The organism is Petrocella sp. (assembly GCF_059865615.1).
Genome location: NZ_JCBCDA010000113.1, coordinates 73,177 through 92,465, shown reverse-complemented (window position 1 = coordinate 92,465; position 19,289 = coordinate 73,177). Strand labels below are relative to the sequence as shown.

The following is a 19,289-nucleotide window of genomic DNA, read 5'->3' as shown; positions in this document are numbered from 1 at the left end:
TCTTAATTAAAGCTTCTTTAGTTGACGTAATTGTATAAAATAGGTTAAGATTGTAGAAGGAGAAAGCTGTAAGCGGCTAAATGTCAGGATAAGTTTGATAGATGAAGGGATGAATTATGAAAGTATTATATGATTATCAAATATTCAGAACACAACGTTATGGAGGCATATCCAGATATTTCACCAATCTGATCCAATGCTCAGATAAGGAAGATGTGATTGTACCGGTATTTCATTCGAAAAATTATTACTATAATAAATTAAATGATAATTTTGATCATAAATATGAAAGCATGTTAGTTGAGAAGGTTAATAATTGGATTTCAAAGTTTTTGACCAAACGAACTTTGAGTAAGCAACAGGTGGATATCTTTCATCCAACGAATTATAATACCTATTTTTTGAAATATATTAAAAACGAAAAAGTAGTAATTACAATTCATGATTTAGGTAGAGAACTATTGCCTCAGTATTATGGCAATATTGATACTTTATTGGAAGAGAAAAAAAAGCTGATTATGGCCGCAGATCATATAATTGCAGTTTCAAATAATACGAAAGAAGACTTAATTCATTTTTATCATCTAGAACCTGAGAAGATTACCGTTGTTTACCATGGCCTACCTTTAAGATTTGGAAAAGTCAATATTACCTTAAGAGGATTACCAAAACGCTATATTCTGTTTGTAGGACAAAGAACAGACAATAAGAACTTTAAGTTGTTTTTAGAGGCCATGTCGATGGTTCTGTTAGAAGATGAAACCCTAAATCTTTTATGTGTTGGAGGTGGTGAGTTTACAGAAAACGAACGTAAAGAGATTGCTGAACTTGGTATTAACAGACAAGTAGGGCAACGTAATTTGAATGACGAAGTATTGGCGGCTTGTTATCGTCAAGCTTTAGCTTTTGTCTATCCTTCTCTATATGAAGGATTTGGCATACCGATATTGGAAGCATTTACTATGAAATGTCCGACAATATTAAGTGATATTGGTAGTTTTAGAGAAGTAGCACAGGATGCGGGTATCTATTTCAATCCAAATGACGTATCTATGATGAAAGCACAGATTAAATGGGTGCTAGATCCTGTGAATAATAATAAAATTGAAGAGAAAATCAAGCAAGGCACCAATATTGTTCACAGCTTTACCCTAGATAATACGTATGAAAAAACGTATGAGGTCTATGAAGCGGTACTTAAGGAAAAGTAATAGGAATATGTCATGACATATCTTGTTTTATTCTTGATTTCGTTGTATGATGATGGAACAATAACGATTAAAAGAAATGAGGCATAAAATGAAGTTGTTAAACTATATTCTAATTAATAAGGAAGCAAGACTCTTCGATACAAAGGAGTTTCTATTGAAAGCTTTTGTTGCGGTTTTGATTGGTTCTTTTGTGGGGGAAAGCATTCCATATGTATCGAAAGATATGATTTCTGTACTTTTCGGTATGATGTTAACCTTAGAACCGGTTAATTTAACAGGCATTCGAAGTGGCTTTAAACAAGTCGAAGCCTCTATTATTGGCGCATTAATAACGGGTATCATCTTATCAGTTTTAGGCTATAATCCATGGTCAGCGGCATTATCTATAACGGTTACCTTGTATGTTAGTTTGTTAATCAATTGGCGTCAATTTTCAGTTGTCGCAGTATTTACATCTATCTATATGACTCAATATGTTCAATTGGACATGCTTGGTAATCCAAGTGAATTTGAAACCTTTAAGCTTAGAATAACCGCCTTAATAACAGGTGTTACCATTGCTATGTTTGTTAATCTGCTTTTTTCATTTATGGGCTACAAACATATGATGGAAAAAAGAGTCTATCACTTATTAGAACAAATCAGTAAAAAAACAAAAGCCATTTATCAAATATTAAGCCTTAATAATTATGAGGATACTCATAAAATCATGAAAGATTATGGGGATTTATTTAATAATATCAATTGGATTAATGGAACAATCATGGATTACCAGAAAGATTTTTTTACGTTTAAGAATGAGCAAAAAAGTGTTAAACTTGAGAAAATCATAAAAATGACCACCTTACTTAGGGAAATGTCTCATATAACATATGACATTTGCTTTAGATTGTCCAAAGGTGATCATGGTTATAAGGAGCCAGAATTTGTAGAATGCTTTGAACATATTCTTCACCGTATGGATCAGCTTCTTGAAAAACTAGATTGTATCATTCACAATAGAGACGTCACGAGTATTATAGTGGTGGGCTCAAGAGATAAATCCTATGAAACCTTAAAACTCTTAAATGAGAATATTGAGCACATGGATCATCTATTAACCCACTATTTGTCGCATTAAAAATCGAGCTAATAGAATTGGGAGAAAATTATATGAGAATAGGCATGGGATATGATGTACATAGATTGGTTGTAGGTAGAGATTTGATTATTGGGGGCGTGACCATTCCCCATATCCATGGGCTCTTAGGACATAGTGATGCAGATGTATTGACCCATGCAATTATGGACAGTTTACTTGGTGCGATGGCTTTAGGTGATATCGGCAAGCACTTTCCGGATACAGATGAGAAATACAAAGATGCGGATAGCATTATGCTTCTAAAAGAAGTTGAAAGCCTTATGGTCCTCAATGGCTATAAGCTTGTGAACATAGATGCTACCATTATTGCTCAAGTTCCTAAGATGGCCCCATATATAGATACTATGCGTATGATTATAGGGAAAACCTTAAAAACCAGCATAAGTAATATCAATATAAAAGCAACAACGGAAGAAGGAATGGGCTTTACCGGTGAAAAAGAAGGCATCAGTGCCCAATCCATCTGTTTACTGACAAAAAGTGAATAAAATTGAAAATATGAAGCTAGTAAGAATCAAGCCCATAGATTGGAGAACAACATGGAACTAAAACCATTAACCATTGATGATCAGGAAATATTAACACCCTATATTGATAAACGTTCAATCCCAAATTGTGAGTATTGTTTTGCCACCCTATATTTATGGAATAATAGATACAACATACGATACGCCAAATTTGAGCATTATATACTGTTGATTGAAGAGTTTGAAGGCAAGACTTATGCCGTAATGCCCCTTTGTGAAGAAAGCTATTTCTATGAAGCCACAGAAACTTTAATTGATTATTTTCATAGTATTCGTCAACCCATTGAGATTTTGGTAACAGACGAAATCTACAAAGATTTTATTGAAATAAACTATAAGGGTCAATTTGATATTACAACAGATAGAAAGCAATATGACTATTTATATGATGCTGAGGCTCTAAGAACACTTAAGGGTAAAAAACTCAGTAAAAAGAGAAACCATCTAAATAGCTTCAAAAGAGAATATGAGGGAAGATGGCGGTATAAAGAGATTTCTAGTGATAGAAATCATGAGATCTGTGAGTTTGTAAAGGCTTGGGGAGAAAGCAAAGGAGAAGACGCTGGTATGCTAGCTGATGAAATAGTCGGTATCTGTAAGATTATCGAACAAATGACCATTCTAGAAGTTAAAGTGGGCGCGATATACATTGACGATGTGTTAAAAGCAGTGACCATTGGCTCTCTAATGAATCATGATAGAGAAGCGGTGATACATATTGAAAAAGCAGATCCAGAAGTACGAGGTCTTTATCAAGTCATCAATCAGGAGTTTTTGATACATGCCTATCCAAATGTAGAATTTGTTAACCGCGAGGATGACTTAGGACTTGAAGGCCTTAGAAAAGCAAAATTAAGTTACTACCCCATCGACTTAATCAAGAAATACAACATCCGTGAGAAAGTTTAATATGACTATGGAGGCGCTATGATTAGAAGGCTGCATGAACGGGAAAAAGATAAAGCCATAGATTTATGGCAAGAAACATTTGTAGAAGATGGGCCATCTCTGGTGGCCTATTATTTTAATACCCATATTCATATGAACCAAGTAGCAGGTTATATGGAAGGTGATAGCCTTATCGCGATGGCGCACCTAAACCCATACCAATTAATGTGGCAAGGTTGTCTCTATAATGTTTCCTATGTGGTGGGCGTGGCAACAAAACAATCCCATAGACGGCAAGGTCTAATGAGAAAAATGATGACATGGTTGCTAAGAGAAAGATATGATGCAGGCGATGTCTTCTCAGTCCTTATGCCTATAGACTCAAGACTGTATGATCAGTTCGGTTTTGGTTTTGTTCAGGACGTAGCGCTTTATAAGTTCCATTATCAGAACCTTAAGCGAATCATAAGGACAGTACCAAATGAAGAAATAAGCGTAGAAACAAGCATTCAGTTACTACCGATATACAATGATTATAAGAAAACACTAACATTATCTCAAAACAGAGGCATGCGTGATTTTGAACATTTATTAAAAGAAGTACATTCGGAAAAGGGGCATGTGGTTATTGTGCCTGATGGATATGTGATTTATTACGATTTTGAGGATGTTTTTGTTCGAGAATGTATTTATACATCCGATGAAGGTCTGATGAACATCTTAGATTATATGGGAAGTATTGCAGAGGGAAAAGCGATTCAATGGCAAATGCCAAAAAACAATCCCTTAAAACATCTAATTCCCCATATGAAAGAACATGAAAGAATAGAAAAACCTTTTATGATGGCCCGTATACTTCACGTAGAATTACTTTTTGAAGCCATGGCAGATCTCTTAGGAACCTGTACCATCAAGGTCATAGATGACCAGATTCTTGAGAACAACCATATATACAGAATAGATGGAAAAGTGAGCATTACCCATGAAGCACCGGATATCACAGTGGATATTGAATCCTTAGCCCAGTGGTTATTTGGCTATGACACTTTGGAATCCCTTGCCACTATTCGATCAAAAGTCATAATTCATCAATATCATATGTTATATCCAAAATATCCGATCCATAATTATTTTACCGCTTTGATTTAAGGCGTTGGTTTCCATGTTGGAAAAACTAAAGGGTCTTCTTCCATGAATTTCCAAGGATTTAGATTGACACCATTTTTAGATACAGCAAAGTGTAGATGAGGACCGGTTGAAAAGCCAGTGGAGCCGACTTCACCGATGATCTCCCCTTTTTCTACCTCTTGTCCATCCTCTACATAGATTTTATGCATATGCACATAGGTGGTAAAAAGCCCTAATCCATGATCCAAGACAACCACGTTACCGGATATAATAAGGTCAGAGGAGAATGTGACGATACCGTTATGAGCGGCTTTTATAGGTGTACCTTGAGGTGCAGCAATATCAATGGCGTTGTGCCTAGAGCTTTCTGGTCCGTTATTAACATATCGAATGACCGAGTATTCTGTGGATATACGGCCTTCAACAGGCTGAATAAAAGGACTATCCCATAGCTTTTCACCAACAGAATAAGCTTTTGCATTTTTAAATTTTTCTGCGTCTTTTCGGGCATTTTCATCGGATCTAAGAGAAGCGGTGGAGGTATTAGTAGTCAAATGTTGTATTTCAAAAATCTTTTCGATAATCTGGTATTCAATCTTCTCTAAAAACGTATTGGTCGAAGCTTCATATAGACTTAGACTATAGGCACCGGGAGCGGTTCGGCTATCGATAGGCACCAGTGCAACCAGTTCGTTTTCGTGATAAAAAACACCAATGGTATTCTTGAATATAGGGGTTTCAATTCTGTAGTCAAGACCAAAAGGCTGTTCAATGAGAACCCCAATACTATCTCCTGGCTCAAAAGTTGTTTTATTAAGATGCAAGGATTCTTTAAGATGAAGGTCCAGTCCAAAGGTATAGTTAATCTTACCGGAATAATCTAAAGTAGCATCATCCCATATCGCCAATAAGGTATAGGTAAAGCGACCGGATTTTTCCGGGACAGGTAAGTTACCGATGTCATCTATAGTATAGGTGATTTCTTCTCTTCCATTATCTATGGCCAAGAGAATCTGATTCGGAGACCTATGATCAAATTTCAGGGAAATATCAACAGCATCGGTGTCTGTATAATAGGTTTCATAATGCGTAGTCTGATCCTTAATATCGTAGGTTACGTTATCTGTTGCATGTATCTGCCAATCTTGATTGTAAGCATAGTCCACAGTCCTATCATTAATAACTAGTTGGGGTTTAGATGGCATCAAATAAGAAAAATGATTATGAATAGGTAATTTTTTTAAATAGGTATCAACCCATTCAAAAGGAATTATGTAAGTACCATTGATATTTTGTGCTCGTGCTTCTTTGTTTGTTAGATCGAAGCTCAGATCATATTTCATGATGCCATGAATGGTATCCAAGTCCAGTAGATAGATAAGGTCAGGCTTAATACTTGCTGCTTTCACGGGTGCATCCAGTAGGTGGTTATATAGGTCTGACAAACCATCTTCAGGGGTAAGGGTATCAACTTTTATTAGATGACCCTTCGATTGAGGAAAATATACAGTAGCTTGTACAAGGTCATCGAATGTAAGAGCCGGCCTACAGCTTGTCAAGATAAACAGGACGAGTATCATAATGAGTATATGAATTTTTTTCATGGTTTTAGTGCCTCCAATATATGTTTACCTATAACCAAGCGATGTTAGTTATGAGATGGAAGTGTAGTGTATTATGTTAACCGATAACTAGGACATCTTCTAAGAAAAGGGTGTCTTTAACATTATAGCCTTTGAGTGGTAAATAGTAAACTGGCGAATGCGTATTGCCATAGATTTTCGATTCAAAAATCGGATTGTGACCCATAGTAACCTATGTTATAATGATGAAAGTATGACGTTCAAATGCCTTGTTTATCAAGGTATATTAAGCTCATAAGACATTGATGGTGAATGTTGAGCATAAAGATGGAGTGAGATGATGAGTAAAATTCGAACAAGATTTGCACCGAGTCCGACTGGGAGGATGCATGTTGGTAATTTGAGAACCGCTTTGTATGCTTATCTAATAGCGAAACATGAAGGCGGTGATTTCCTTCTTAGAATCGAAGATACAGATCAAGAGAGACTGGTTGAAGGTGCCATAGAAATCATCAATAGAACTATGGAAGGTACTGGATTGATTCATGATGAAGGTCCGGATAAAGATGGTGGTTTTGGTCCATATATCCAAAGTGAGCGTGTGCAGACAGGTATATACAAAGAACATGCTATGAAGCTTCTTGACAAAGGAGAAGCGTATTACTGCTTTTGTGACAAAGAAAGATTGGAACAGCTTAGAAAAACAGCTGAAAAGAACAAAGAAAATTTTAAATATGACAAACATTGCCTAGACTTGACCATGGATGAGATTGCAGAAAAATTAGACGCAGATATACCTTATGTTATAAGACAAAACAATCCAACCAAAGGCAAAACAATTTTCAAAGATGTCATTTATGGAGATATTTCAGTGGATAATATTGAATTGGATGATATGGTCCTTATGAAATCCGATGGGTTTCCCACCTATAATTTTGCTAATGTGGTGGATGATCATCTTATGGAAATCACCCATGTGGTGAGAGGGAATGAATACCTTTCTTCTTCCCCGAAATACAATAGACTTTACGAAGCTTTTGGATGGGATGTACCGACCTATGTCCATGTGCCACTGATTACAGATGAAAACCATAAAAAACTATCAAAGCGTAGTGGTCATTCATCATATGAAGACCTGGTTGAAGAAGGTTTCCTAAAGGATACGATAGTCAATTTTATTGCACTTCTAGGTTGGTCGCCTTCAGACAATCGAGAAATATTCACTTTAGAAGAATTAGTAGAAGCCTTTGATTATAGACATATAAATAAAGCACCAGCAGTCTTTGATATGAAGAAATTCACATGGATGAATGGTGAGTACATCAAGAACATGGATGAAGCAACATTTTTGTCCTACGCTATGAAAGAAATAGATAAAGTCTTATATAATAATCATCTGGATAAAAAAACCATTGCTCTATTGACACAACCTAGAATTGAGAAGTTCAATGAAATCCCAAATATGATTGATTTTTTTGAAAAAGTGCCGGAGTACCATATAGATATGTATAATCATAAACGTATGAAAACTAGTCCCCAAACAGCTCTAGAAGATCTGCCTTTATTGCTACCGATGTTGGAAGCCCATGAAACATGGACGATTGAGAGTTTGCATGACTTGGTTATGGCTTTTGTAGAAGAAAAGGGCATGAAGAACGGACGTATTTTATGGCCACTTCGAACCATACTTTCAGGAAAAGAATCCACACCGGGAGGGGCTTTTGACATAGCTGCTATCTTGGGTAAAGAAGAATCTATAAAACGTATTAGAATCGGTCTAGAAAAATTGAAAAATGATTTAGATAACATGAAAGCTTAAGTGATCGAATAAGAGGTGAAAATATGATTCGTTTATTGGTTAATCGACGGAGCATTCGAAAGTACAAGACCCAAAAAATAGAATATGAGAAAGTGGACAAGCTTGTTACGGCGGCTCTACTTGCACCCAGTTCAAGAGGCAGAAAACCTTGGGGTTTTCTGGTGGTGGATGATGAAGATATCCTAAACCAACTATCACAGGCCAAGACACATGGATCTACGTTTGTGAGCAAAGCACCTATGGCCATTGTTATCATCGGTGATACAAGCGTAAGTGATATGTGTGTTGAAGATTGTGCCATAGCGGCTACTTATATTCAATTAGAAGCAGAACGCCTTGGTCTTGGTAGCTGTTGGGTTCAAATCAGAGAAAGATTAACAGAGAAGGGTACTTCATCAGAGACCTATATAAAGGAACTTTTATCTATACCGGAACACTACATGGTTGAAGCAATAATTGCTATAGGCTATCCGGATGAGGAAAAAGCACCTCACGACTTAGAGGAACTTGATGTTCACAAAGTGCATTATAATAAGTATAAGATTATGTATCCAGGTCATTATTAGAATCCTCATTGTTCTGGAAAGGCTTATGAGTATGAAGATAAAAAACAAACATTGGGCAACACGATTAGAAGAAGAATTTGAAAAAACCTATTATAAAGAAATGTGGTCAATTCTTGAAGATGCTTATGAGCATGAAAGGATATATCCACCTAAAACACAAGTTTTTTCAGCTTTTGAAATGACGGATTATAATCAGGTTAAAGTGGTTATACTTGGACAGGATCCATACCATGGTGAGGGGCAAGCACATGGATTGTGCTTTTCTGTTATGCCGGATATGAAGTTACCACCTTCCCTCAAGAACATCTATAAGGAGTTAGCTTTTGATCTTGGGATTCCAATACCGGATCATGGGTACCTTATTGACTGGGCCAAGCAAGGGATTTTGATGATGAATACCATATGTACTGTAAGAGCCGGTGCACCTTCATCTCATAAGCATCTGGGATGGGAAAGATTTACTGATCGGGTCATAGAAGTATTGAATGAACGTGAAGAAGGCATGGTTTTTGTTTTGTGGGGAAACCATGCCATAAAAAAAGAGGCTCTAATTACGAATCCAATACATCGAATTCTAAAGAGCCCCCATCCATCCCCTTTTTCTGCAAGGAAGGGATTTTTTGGTAGTCGACCTTTTAGCAATATTAATAACCATCTCATAAAGATGGGGTATGAGGCTGTGGATTGGTCAGTACATTCCTATTCACAATAGATGAGATTGAACAAGTTATTATAAAGTACCCAAGTACCATATGAATAGTCCTAGCATAAAGCTTAGGGATATAAACATGGTAATCACTAAAGATATGCGAACGCGATCCACTTTTCTCTTTAGACGTTGAGCGTTGGCCAATAAGGATATCAAGATAAAAAGAAATGTACAGATAGATAATATAAATGTACCCATTAGAATATCTTGATTCCAAGTACTAGCTGAAACCTTATTATAATGTATGTCTAAAATTGAGTAAATCTGAGGTCTTGCCTGATCAAACATCACGACAATAGCACCGACCATAATCCAGCCTAAAATAGATGCGATTTTTATCCATTTCATCCAAAAATCAGGTCCTTCCCTGTTATCAATGATGTGTTTATCATGTGGCCAATAATTCATAAGATCATCTCCTATAATAAAGCGCACAATTCTTATTCTATCTATATTATCGACCTAAGTAGAATAAAATATTAGCTTTTTCATATGAATAGACCTACAAAATTATAATTAATGACAACCGAGTATTGACGTATACGCATCTTTATGATAATCTTTACCCGTAACTCAATTAAATAGAACGCTAGGGGAGCCGGATATGCTGGCTGAGAGGAAGACCATTGTCTTTGACCCTTGACCTGATTCGGATCATGCCGACGTAGGAAAGCTTAAGTCAAATATAAGGCTATTATACAGGTTAAAATTGTATAATAGTTTTTTCTTTTTTCAAAGACTTCTGAATGTTTTCAAAACTGCATAAACCGAATCATCAAATCATTCACAAGATGGAGGTTATGATGAACAAAGCAAAAAACAACAGATCATTGAAGCTATCAATCTCAGGTATGTTAATAGCTCTAGGGGTTATACTGAGTACCTTTTATATTCCCTTTGGTGTTGCTAAGTGTTTTCCGATTCAACATTTTATTAATGTCATCGGCGCTGTGCTACTTGGACCGGCTTACGCGGTGATTAATGCATTTTTGATTTCATTAATACGCAATATGTTGGGTATGGGTTCTTTGTTGGCTTTTCCGGGAAGTATGATAGGCGCCGCGTTGGCAGGCTTTCTATATCAACGGTTTTCTAAACAAGGTTTTTCTAATCATCGGATGGCTTGTTTAGGTGAAGTCTTGGGAACTGGAATCGGAGGGAGTATGATTGCAGCACCGGTGGCAAGTTATCTGATGGGCAATCATGTTGGTCTTTTTTTCTTTATTGTACCTTTTGGAATCAGTTCTTTGGTAGGTAGTATTTTTTCGCTGATTATTCTTGAAGCCACTAATATATTGAAACCAATAAGAAAATGGAAAGAAAGAATATGAAAAATGTACTCACGATTGCAGGATCAGACTCATCTGGTGGCGCAGGCATACAAGGAGATGTAAAAACCATAGCCTCCTATGGCCATCATGCTATAACAGCCATAACAGCCATAACCGCTCAAAACACCCAAAGGATTCATTGTATTCAACCTATTGAAGTTAGAGAACAACTCTCTGTTATGGATGAAGATTTTGTGATTTCAGCCATCAAAATAGGTATGCTTTATACGTTAGAGAACATTCTTGCCGTAATAAGATGGCTTGAAGATCAAAAGTGTCCCATTGTCTTAGACCCTTTGATGTATGCATCAACGGGAAAACAGCTCATTAGGGAAGAGGCTTTAATAGCCCTTGATAAGTTAATGAGTAAAGTGTCATTAATAACACCCAATCTTTTTGAAGCCCAGAGAATAACCGGTATCCAGATTGAAAAAGGGATAAATATGGAAAAGACTTGTAAAAAACTCTATCAAATGTATCATACACCGGTTTTATTAAAAGGCGGTCATTTTACTTGGGAAAATCAGGCCATTGATTTTTTCTATGATGGCAATAAGATGGTAACCTTTAGAGAAAAACGCTTGGCTAGTAATTGTACACATGGAACAGGGTGTTGTCTTTCTTCAGCCATAGCTTGTGAGTTAGCATCCGGTAAAACACTTAATAAAGCTATAAGCGGCGCAAAAAAAACGGTCACAAAGGCCATAAGAGATGGCTATCTTGTGGGTCAAGGCGAGGGGGTTGTTCATGCACTTGGAAACTAAAAAGCCGATCATCCATTTTTTGACCAATTACGTCACCATGGCGGACGTGGCCAATATGTGTATAGCATCTGGTGGGCGGCCAATCATGTCCGAAGCCTCAATGGAGTATGAAGAAATCATTCCCAAAGTAGATGGTGTTGTTATTAACATCGGAACGGCAGATCAAATGCGATTTAATAAAATGGATTATGCACATCAAATAGCGAAGGAACATAATAAAACACTTCTTTTGGACCCAGTTGGATGTAGCGCAAGCCGGTTTCGTATGAACCAATCAATCAAAGCTTTGAAAAACGGTGGGGTATCTATTCTAAAGTGTAATACCCAAGAGGCAAAAGCCTTGCTGAATGAAAAAATCAGTACAACATTTTACGGTGTAGATAGTCAGATAGATATAGGGGATAAGCATTATGAACTGGCACAAAACCTGTGGAAAAAGTATGAAGTCTTCAACCTTGAATTCATTGTGGTTATTACCGGTGCTACAGATTATGTAGCCTCATCAAAAGGCGTTTGGGAACTTACAGGTGGCAGTGCTTTACAACAACGTATGACAGGAACAGGTTGCATGTTAAACAGTTTGATCATAACACGTGTATGTGCCTCAAGTATGGATCGACATGAAGCCATATTAAAAGCTCTCGATTGCATGAATCGGAGCAGTCAGATGGCTGCACAAGAGATCGCTCATCAGCAAAGACTAGGACTTTACAAGCAACAACTTATGGATGAGGTGGCCAAACGAAATGCACCTATATACCTAATCACTCAAGAGACTGAAGATGAACGGGCGTTTAGATCTACATGTTTATCAAAAACTCAATTAGCATTACAATCCGGTGTAGGGTATCTTCAGTACCGTGTGAAACATAAAACTTGGGAAGAAAAACTAAAAGAGAGTCGACAGTTGCAAGCCATGGCAAGGGAATATGGTACGACCTTTATAATTAACGACGATGTAGAGTTAGCAAAAGAAATTAGAGCAGATGGTGTTCACCTTGGCCTACACGATACCTCCATTCGAGAAGCAAGGCGAGAACTGGGCCCAAATGTCGTTATTGGAGCAACGGCCAAAACCTTAGAACAAGCCCGTTATGCAGCGGATTATGGCGCAGACTATCTTGGTGTTGGGGCACTTTTTTCTTCGTCAACAAAGCAAGACGCTATACCAATGAATCTGCCAACACTACAGTCCATTTATAATCATGTAACTTTGCCTCTATATGGCATTGGTGGTATCACAGCCAATCTTTTATCACGAGAACATACCAGGTACCTAGATGGTGTTGCTATGGTGTCAACCATCTATCAAGAAAAAAAAGAAAACATTGCAAAAAGAATCCATCAAATAAAGAAGAAATTTTAGGAGAAAACGATGCAAACTTATACAACACAAATGAACGCAGCAAAGCAAGGCATTATCACGGATATTATGAGAATAGTAGCTAAAAAAGAAAATATGGATGTCGAAGGTTTAAGAGAAAAAATCGCAAAAGGAACCGTTGTCATTCCGGCCAACCGTAAGCATTTGTCCATTGATCCTGAAGGTGTTGGTGAAGGGTTAAGGACCAAAATGAATGTGAATCTGGGTATATCAAAGGACTGTAATGATCCGGAAATGGAACTTGAGAAAGTCCGAGCTGCACTGGATATGGGTGTTGAATCCATTATGGACTTAAGTAACTATGGAAAGACCGAGCAGTTTAGAAAAAAACTGATCGAAATGTCCGGTGCCATGATTGGCACGGTGCCGGTATATGATGTTTTTGGTTTTTTTGAAAAAGAGCTTAAAGATGTCCAGCCTGAAGATTTTTTGGCCATGGTACGTAAGCACGGAGAAGATGGTGTGGATTTTGTGACCATTCATGCCGGTATGAACCGTAGGACGTCAGAGACCTTTCTTGAAAACCCACGTCTGATGAACTTGGTTTCACGAGGTGGCTCTTTGATGTTTGCATGGATGCGCCTAACCGGATATGATAATCCCTATTATGAGTATTTTGATGATCTATTGGATATATGTGCAGAATTTGATATAACACTAAGTCTAGGTGATGCTTGTCGACCAGGGGGGTTGGCAGATTCTACAGATGCCAGCCAGATTCAAGAACTAATTACACTTGGAGAACTCACAAAACGTGCGTGGGATAAAGATGTACAGGTCATTATTGAAGGACCGGGTCATATGTCGATGGATGAGATCGAAGCCAATGTCATGCTTGAGAAAAAACTCTGTCATGGCGCACCATTTTATGTGTTAGGTCCTCTTGTGACGGATATAGCGCCTGGATATGACCACATCACCGGTGCTATAGGTGGTGCGATTGCAGCAGCGGCCGGTGCGGATTTCTTATGCTATGTAACCCCGGCGGAACACTTACGTTTACCAACAGTTGAAGATATGAAGGAAGGCATCATCGCAACAAAAATTGCAGCTCATGCGGCAGATATCGCTAAGAAAATACCACACGCAAGAGATTGGGATAAGCAGATGAGTAAAGCTAGAGTTAATCTGGATTGGAAGTCTATGTTTGATTTGGCCATAGATTCTTCAAAAGCACGGGCTTACCGCGAGCATACAGAACTTGAAGATGAAACAACTTGTTCCATGTGTGGGAAAATGTGTGCCATCTTAAATATGAAAGAAGCATTAAATGGCTAAAGGGTCAAAATAGTTTTGATGCCTTAACCATTCAATTAAGATAACATTGGAATCAAGCTTTGCGATTTTTCTATGTGTATTTCATATACTTTGACCTTGCTTAATTGGAAACACTTTAACAAGTTAAGACGATAAAAATCTGTTGAATTATTTTGAAGAACTGTTATAATATGGAGTAACGCAATTTCTGCAGTCATTTGTGGAAATAGAAATGGGAAAGGGGCTTATCCATGCTCAATATAAGAATCGAAAAGGCAACAACTTTTAAGGAAAAACCAGACCCCAATCAATTGGGTTTTGGCAATATATTTACAGATCATATGTTTATCATGGATTATGAAGAAGGTAAGGGATGGATTGATCCCAGGATTGTCCCCTATCAAGACGTGGTGCTGGCACCTTCAGCTATGGTATTCCATTACGGTCAGGAGATGTTTGAAGGGTTGAAAGCCTATAGGACAAAAGATAATGAGATCTTACTTTTTAGACCGGAGATGAATATAAAAAGAACCAATACCACCAATCAACGGATCTGCATACCAGAAGTGAATGAAGCGGATGTGTTACAAGCCATAAAAGCGATTGTAGAAATGGATAAAGATTGGGTACCAAGCCTACCGGGAACGTCTTTATATATACGTCCATTTATTATTGCGACGGATCCTTTCTTAGGTGTTCGTCCAGCCAATAGATATAAACTGATGATTATTTTATCCCCTGTTGGCGCTTATTACAAAGAAGGTATGAATCCAGTAAAAATATGGGTAGAGACTGAATATGTAAGAGCAGTTAAAGGTGGCGTAGGTTTTGCAAAAACCGGAGCCAATTATGCGGCCAGCTTAAAAGCACAGATGAAAGCCAAAGAAAAAGGCTATGCTCAAGTACTATGGTTAGATGGTGTTGAGAGAAAATACATTGAAGAAGTAGGCACCATGAATGTTTTCTTTAAAATAGACGGTGAGATAATCACCCCTTCCCTAGAAGGTAGCATATTACCGGGTGTGACGAGAGATTCTGTCATCCAATTGTTAAAAGATTGGAAGATGAATGTATCTGAGAGAAGAATCTCTATTGATGATTTGTATTTGGCACATGATGAAGGCCGTCTTGAAGAGGCGTTCGGTACAGGTACAGCAGCGGTTATTTCTCCGGTTGGTTTACTTGACTGGGATGGACGTCAATTGATAGTTAATAACGGAGAAATAGGACCGGTTGCACGTAGATTGTATGATACCATTACCGGCGTTCAAAGCGGTGCTATTGAAGATTCATACAATTGGACGCTTAAAGTAAACCAATAGGATAAAGACTATATAAAGCCGCCTATAAAGGCGGTTTTTTTAAACCGCTTTACCAGGTGGCTTGATTGCACGATGAAAACAGGTGATAAATATGTGTCCCAAAACAATCTTTCATATCGACATGAATGCCTTTTTTGCTTCTTGCGAACAAGCAAGAAATCCTGAACTTAAGCAGGTACCCCTTATTGTAGGTGGTGATCCTGAAACAAGACGCGGGATCGTACTTGCAGCTTCCTATGATGCAAAAGCTTATGGTGTCAAAACAACGATGTTGATTCATGAAGCAATGCGACTTTGCCCAAGAGGAAAGGTTATTGCTGTCTCCCACGATCTATATGTGGAGATGTCCCAAAAAGTTATGTCAATTTTTGATGATTACACCCCTATTAAGCAGCAAGTTTCTATTGACGAAGCTTTTCTGGACATGACTGGAACAGAGCATCTCTTTGGAGAGCCAAAAGTGGCAGCAAAGAGAATTCAAGACGACATTCTAAAGCAACTGGACTTACCCTGTTCCGTTGGAATTGCCAACAATAAGCTTCTAGCAAAGATGGCATCGGAATATAAAAAACCTATGGGTATCACCACACTTTTTGAAGAAGGTTTTCGTAAAAGAATATGGCCACTTGAAGTTGGTGAGCTATATGGAATTGGGAAAAAAACAGTGCCCAAATTAAAGGCAATGGGCATAAAGACAATAGGGGATTTGGCTAATGCTAAAGTAAATATACTGGTGGATACTTTTGGGTATAAGACAGGTATGTATATGCATGAAAGCGCCAATGGTATAGGTACAGATGTGGTGGACGGATCTATGGAACAACCCAAAAGCATTGGAAATGAGATGACCTATTCTAAAGATATTCTGGAGATGGCTTTGATTCGGGAAGAAGTCTTATTGCTGGCAGATCGTGTGGGGTATCGACTTAGAAGAAAAATGTTGAGTGGCAAGACGGTTTCGGTAAAACTAAAATACAGTGATTTTTCAGTCATGACAAGGTCAAAAACCATAGAAGCACCAACCCACCATACTGAAATCATCTTTGAAACGGCAATGGCGCTCATCCGGCAGGCATGGACGAAAAACCCCCTGCGCCTACTTGGCGTAACTGTTAGTGGCTTTGATGCATCGGACTACCGTCAAGTATCGCTCTTTGATGTGGAGATGACAACTGAAAAAGCAGAGGTCGATCATATGTTAGACGAAATACGCAATAAGTATGGCTATAGTAGCATTAAACGTGCTACATTATTAGACAGAAAACCACCAAAATAATACTAAGATTTCATGTAGGATTGATGGTTGTTTTTAAACAGGCCAAGTGCTATAATTAAATTCAATATATGAGTTATGAGATGATTCTTTAGGATAAAGATGGGAGTGGAAAACATGTTGGAATTTAATGAAAAAGTATACAATCGATTGAGTAGAGCCGGTGCTGCCAATATAATTGTAGGTATTCTCATGATTGTAGTTGGAATTACACTTGGAACAGTGACCATTGTTTATGGTGGTAAAGTTTTAGCAAGTAAGAAACATTTGATTGATTGATATAAAGTGGTAAAAGTAGAAAAAATAGACGGGAGTCTATTTTTTTCTTGCCATATTATATACCGAATGGTATAATGACTTGGTAGTCAATTATGATACGAAGGAGAAAAAATGACAGTAAAAAATGAAATCATTGCAAAAGCAGTGGAGCTTTTTGCAAAAGAGGGTTTTGAAAATACAGGCGTATCTCGAATTGTAATAGAAGTGGGTGTAACCAAACCATCCTTATATCACCATTTTGGAAGCAAGGAAGGTTTGCTTTCTAGTGTTTTAGAGGTATATGGCAATCAATTTATAGATATTTTTAAAGAGGAACTTCATTATTCAGGAGACTTAAGTTATGCCATCGATCGTTTTGTGATTGCTTATATACAATTTGTAAAAAGATACCCTTTGTTTTTTAGACTCTATAAGCAGCTCTATCAAAGCCCAGTTGAAAGCGATTCTTATAGAATTGTAAAGCCTTTTTATAAGCAATTACTTATGCGTTTGGAACTTTTTTTTACGGAAGCGGCCAACCACCATACGAATCTTAAGACCAAGACAACTTGGATGTCTTATTCTTTGCTAGGACTCATAGATACATATATTATTCATCATATGACCCTAGGGTCATTAGAAGATTTGGAAGATGAAAAATGCAGACAAGTGGTCAAACAGTTTTTATATGGCGTTTTTGCATAAGGATTGGAAGACGTCACAAAACATGACGGCATAATAAAAGATAAGATACACATTAATGGATAAATAACATACCGAACGGTAAGTATAGGAGGACATATGAAATATAAAAACATTTACCACATTTTTCCACTTGGTTATACAGGTGCCAATCAAAGTACCAATGATGGCAACTGTAGAAGTACGCTTAGAGACATTGAAAGTCATATACCTGAAATGCTTAGACTTGGCATTACAGATGTACTTCTTGGACCTATTTTTGAATCCGAAACCCATGGCTATGACACAGTCGACTACAATCGTATTGATAGGCGTCTTGGCACCCGTCAGGATATGATTGACTTTAGTAAGGCTTGTCATAATGCAGGAATTCATATTATTTTGGATTGTGTATTTAATCATGTTTCCAGAAGTCATTTTGCTTTTGTAGATTTAAAGGATAATAAGGACCAATCCGCTTATAAAGCCTGGTTTTTGGATGTGGATTTTAATGGCCAATCTTCTTTTGGTGATTCTTTTTCTTATGCTTGTTGGGATGGGCATCAGCATTTGGTTAAGTTGAACTTGGATTATGAACCGGTTAGAAAATATCTTATAAATACAGCCATGTCATGGAAAGAGACCTATGGCATTGACGGTTTGCGAATGGACGCTGCAGATGTCATGTCTTTGGATTTTCTTAGAGAACTGAGCAGATCTATGAAAGGGATAGATCCTGATTTTTGTATGATAGGAGAAGTGGTTCATGGTGACTACAATATATGGCTAAATGAAGGGGGCATGGACCAGGTAACCAATTATGAGTTATATAAAGGCCTATATTCCAGCTTAAATGATAAAAATTATTATGAAGTAGCCTATGCACTGAACCGTCAGTTTGGTCAAAAAGGTGTTTATCAGGGAGAAGGCCTTTACAATTTTGTTGATAACCATGATGTGAATAGGGTGGCAGAAGTATTGGTCAACAAAGGTCAGATCTATCCGTTGTACATTATGTTATACACAATACCTGGTTCTCCAAGTTTATATTATGGCAGTGAGTATGGTATAATGGGCAAAAAAAATCAGACATCGGATACCAATCTTCGTCCATCTTGGAGGAAGATAATGGAGCAAAAGGATGAGAATTTATTCCATGTTATAGAAAGGCTTTCCGGATTAAGAAGCCAAAATCAAGCTTTGCACTTGGGCAACTATGAGCCGTTTCATTTAACCCATGAAACCATCGGCTTTAAAAGAGTTTATGAAAGTGAGACGCTAAATGTCATGATTAATGCCAAAACAGATAAAACCTATATTAACACAGATACTTTAGTAGGTTCTTACTGGGATCTATTAAATCATGAAATGGTTAAATGTCAAGGTGGTACTTGGGTTGACGGATTATGGGGTAGAATCTTGATGAGAAAATAATGGCTTTATCTTG

19 protein-coding genes and 1 riboswitch are annotated in these 19,289 nt (G+C 37.5%); of the genes, 17 read left to right on the top strand and 2 right to left on the bottom strand.

What is annotated here, in order from left to right:
* Positions 1-116: 116 nt before the first annotated feature.
* The 5 genes from AC6F8J_RS13240 (at position 117) to AC6F8J_RS13220 (ending at position 4,916) form a co-directional block, all read left to right on the top strand.
* A complete protein-coding gene (locus AC6F8J_RS13240; RefSeq protein ID WP_500723950.1) occupies positions 117-1,211 on the top strand; it encodes a glycosyltransferase in 1,095 nt (364 codons plus the stop codon).
* A gap of 88 nt (positions 1,212-1,299) precedes the next feature.
* Positions 1,300-2,331, top strand: a complete 1,032-nt coding sequence (locus AC6F8J_RS13235; protein WP_500723948.1) for an aromatic acid exporter family protein — start codon at positions 1,300-1,302, stop codon at positions 2,329-2,331.
* 32 nt (positions 2,332-2,363) lie between these two features.
* Entirely contained in the window at positions 2,364-2,840 is a 477-nt protein-coding gene (gene ispF, locus AC6F8J_RS13230; protein WP_500723946.1) for a 2-C-methyl-D-erythritol 2,4-cyclodiphosphate synthase, read from the top strand.
* 51 nt (positions 2,841-2,891) lie between these two features.
* Positions 2,892-3,788 (top strand): phosphatidylglycerol lysyltransferase domain-containing protein, encoded by an 897-nt coding sequence (locus AC6F8J_RS13225; RefSeq protein WP_500723945.1) that lies wholly within the window; start codon positions 2,892-2,894, stop codon positions 3,786-3,788.
* Positions 3,789-3,806: 18 nt separating this feature from the next.
* Entirely contained in the window at positions 3,807-4,916 is a 1,110-nt protein-coding gene (locus tag AC6F8J_RS13220) for a GNAT family N-acetyltransferase (RefSeq protein ID WP_500723943.1), read from the top strand.
* Here AC6F8J_RS13220 and AC6F8J_RS13215 read toward each other — a convergent pair.
* Positions 4,913-6,499 (bottom strand): peptidoglycan DD-metalloendopeptidase family protein, encoded by a 1,587-nt coding sequence (locus AC6F8J_RS13215; RefSeq protein WP_500723941.1) that lies wholly within the window; start codon positions 6,497-6,499, stop codon positions 4,913-4,915. The genes AC6F8J_RS13220 and AC6F8J_RS13215 overlap by 4 nt on opposite strands.
* A gap of 319 nt (positions 6,500-6,818) precedes the next feature.
* On the opposite strand from AC6F8J_RS13215, the gene gltX reads away from it, so the two are divergent.
* From gltX to AC6F8J_RS13200, 3 genes are read left to right on the top strand one after another with little or no spacing between them, the layout of a single operon-like run.
* Positions 6,819-8,297 carry a glutamate--tRNA ligase gene (gene gltX, locus AC6F8J_RS13210; RefSeq protein WP_500723939.1) on the top strand — a complete coding sequence of 493 codons (1,479 nt, stop codon included), beginning with the start codon at positions 6,819-6,821 and terminating at the stop codon, positions 8,295-8,297.
* Positions 8,298-8,320: 23 nt separating this feature from the next.
* The gene (locus AC6F8J_RS13205; protein ID WP_500723937.1) at positions 8,321-8,863 is read left to right on the top strand and encodes a nitroreductase family protein; all 543 of its coding nucleotides are present in this window, start codon (positions 8,321-8,323) and stop codon (positions 8,861-8,863) included.
* A 31-nt stretch (positions 8,864-8,894) separates the two neighbouring features.
* A complete protein-coding gene (locus AC6F8J_RS13200) occupies positions 8,895-9,575 on the top strand; it encodes a uracil-DNA glycosylase (protein WP_500724012.1) in 681 nt (226 codons plus the stop codon).
* An 18-nt stretch (positions 9,576-9,593) separates the two neighbouring features.
* Here AC6F8J_RS13200 and AC6F8J_RS13195 read toward each other — a convergent pair whose 3' ends face one another.
* Positions 9,594-9,980, bottom strand: coding sequence for a hypothetical protein (locus AC6F8J_RS13195; RefSeq protein ID WP_275843406.1), 387 nt, complete (start codon positions 9,978-9,980; stop codon positions 9,594-9,596).
* Between the two features lie 173 nt (positions 9,981-10,153).
* Positions 10,154-10,260, top strand: a riboswitch (TPP riboswitch).
* Positions 10,261-10,375: 115 nt separating this feature from the next.
* Between AC6F8J_RS13195 and thiW the strand changes: the two genes are divergently transcribed.
* From thiW to AC6F8J_RS13150, 9 genes are all read left to right on the top strand, one after another.
* On the top strand, positions 10,376-10,903 hold the full coding sequence (gene thiW, locus AC6F8J_RS13190; protein WP_500723935.1) for an energy coupling factor transporter S component ThiW: 528 nt from the start codon (positions 10,376-10,378) through the stop codon (positions 10,901-10,903).
* Positions 10,885-11,667 carry a bifunctional hydroxymethylpyrimidine kinase/phosphomethylpyrimidine kinase gene (thiD, locus tag AC6F8J_RS13185; RefSeq protein ID WP_500723933.1) on the top strand — a complete coding sequence of 261 codons (783 nt, stop codon included), beginning with the start codon at positions 10,885-10,887 and terminating at the stop codon, positions 11,665-11,667. The genes thiW and thiD overlap by 19 nt, the downstream gene beginning before the upstream one ends.
* Entirely contained in the window at positions 11,651-13,033 is a 1,383-nt protein-coding gene (thiM, locus tag AC6F8J_RS13180) for a hydroxyethylthiazole kinase (RefSeq protein WP_500723931.1), read from the top strand. The genes thiD and thiM overlap by 17 nt, the downstream gene beginning before the upstream one ends.
* A gap of 9 nt (positions 13,034-13,042) precedes the next feature.
* Positions 13,043-14,329 (top strand): phosphomethylpyrimidine synthase ThiC, encoded by a 1,287-nt coding sequence (thiC, locus tag AC6F8J_RS13175; RefSeq protein WP_500723929.1) that lies wholly within the window; start codon positions 13,043-13,045, stop codon positions 14,327-14,329.
* Positions 14,330-14,559: 230 nt separating this feature from the next.
* Positions 14,560-15,630 carry a branched-chain amino acid aminotransferase gene (locus AC6F8J_RS13170; protein WP_500723928.1) on the top strand — a complete coding sequence of 357 codons (1,071 nt, stop codon included), beginning with the start codon at positions 14,560-14,562 and terminating at the stop codon, positions 15,628-15,630.
* A gap of 91 nt (positions 15,631-15,721) precedes the next feature.
* Entirely contained in the window at positions 15,722-16,906 is a 1,185-nt protein-coding gene (dinB, locus tag AC6F8J_RS13165; protein ID WP_500723926.1) for a DNA polymerase IV, read from the top strand.
* A gap of 114 nt (positions 16,907-17,020) precedes the next feature.
* Entirely contained in the window at positions 17,021-17,182 is a 162-nt protein-coding gene (locus tag AC6F8J_RS13160; protein WP_275843013.1) for a hypothetical protein, read from the top strand.
* A gap of 111 nt (positions 17,183-17,293) precedes the next feature.
* Complete coding sequence (locus tag AC6F8J_RS13155; protein WP_500723924.1) at positions 17,294-17,866, top strand: TetR family transcriptional regulator; 573 nt, start codon at positions 17,294-17,296, stop codon at positions 17,864-17,866.
* Between the two features lie 96 nt (positions 17,867-17,962).
* On the top strand, positions 17,963-19,276 hold the full coding sequence (locus AC6F8J_RS13150) for an alpha-amylase family glycosyl hydrolase (protein ID WP_500723922.1): 1,314 nt from the start codon (positions 17,963-17,965) through the stop codon (positions 19,274-19,276).
* Positions 19,277-19,289: the final 13 nt, after the last annotated feature.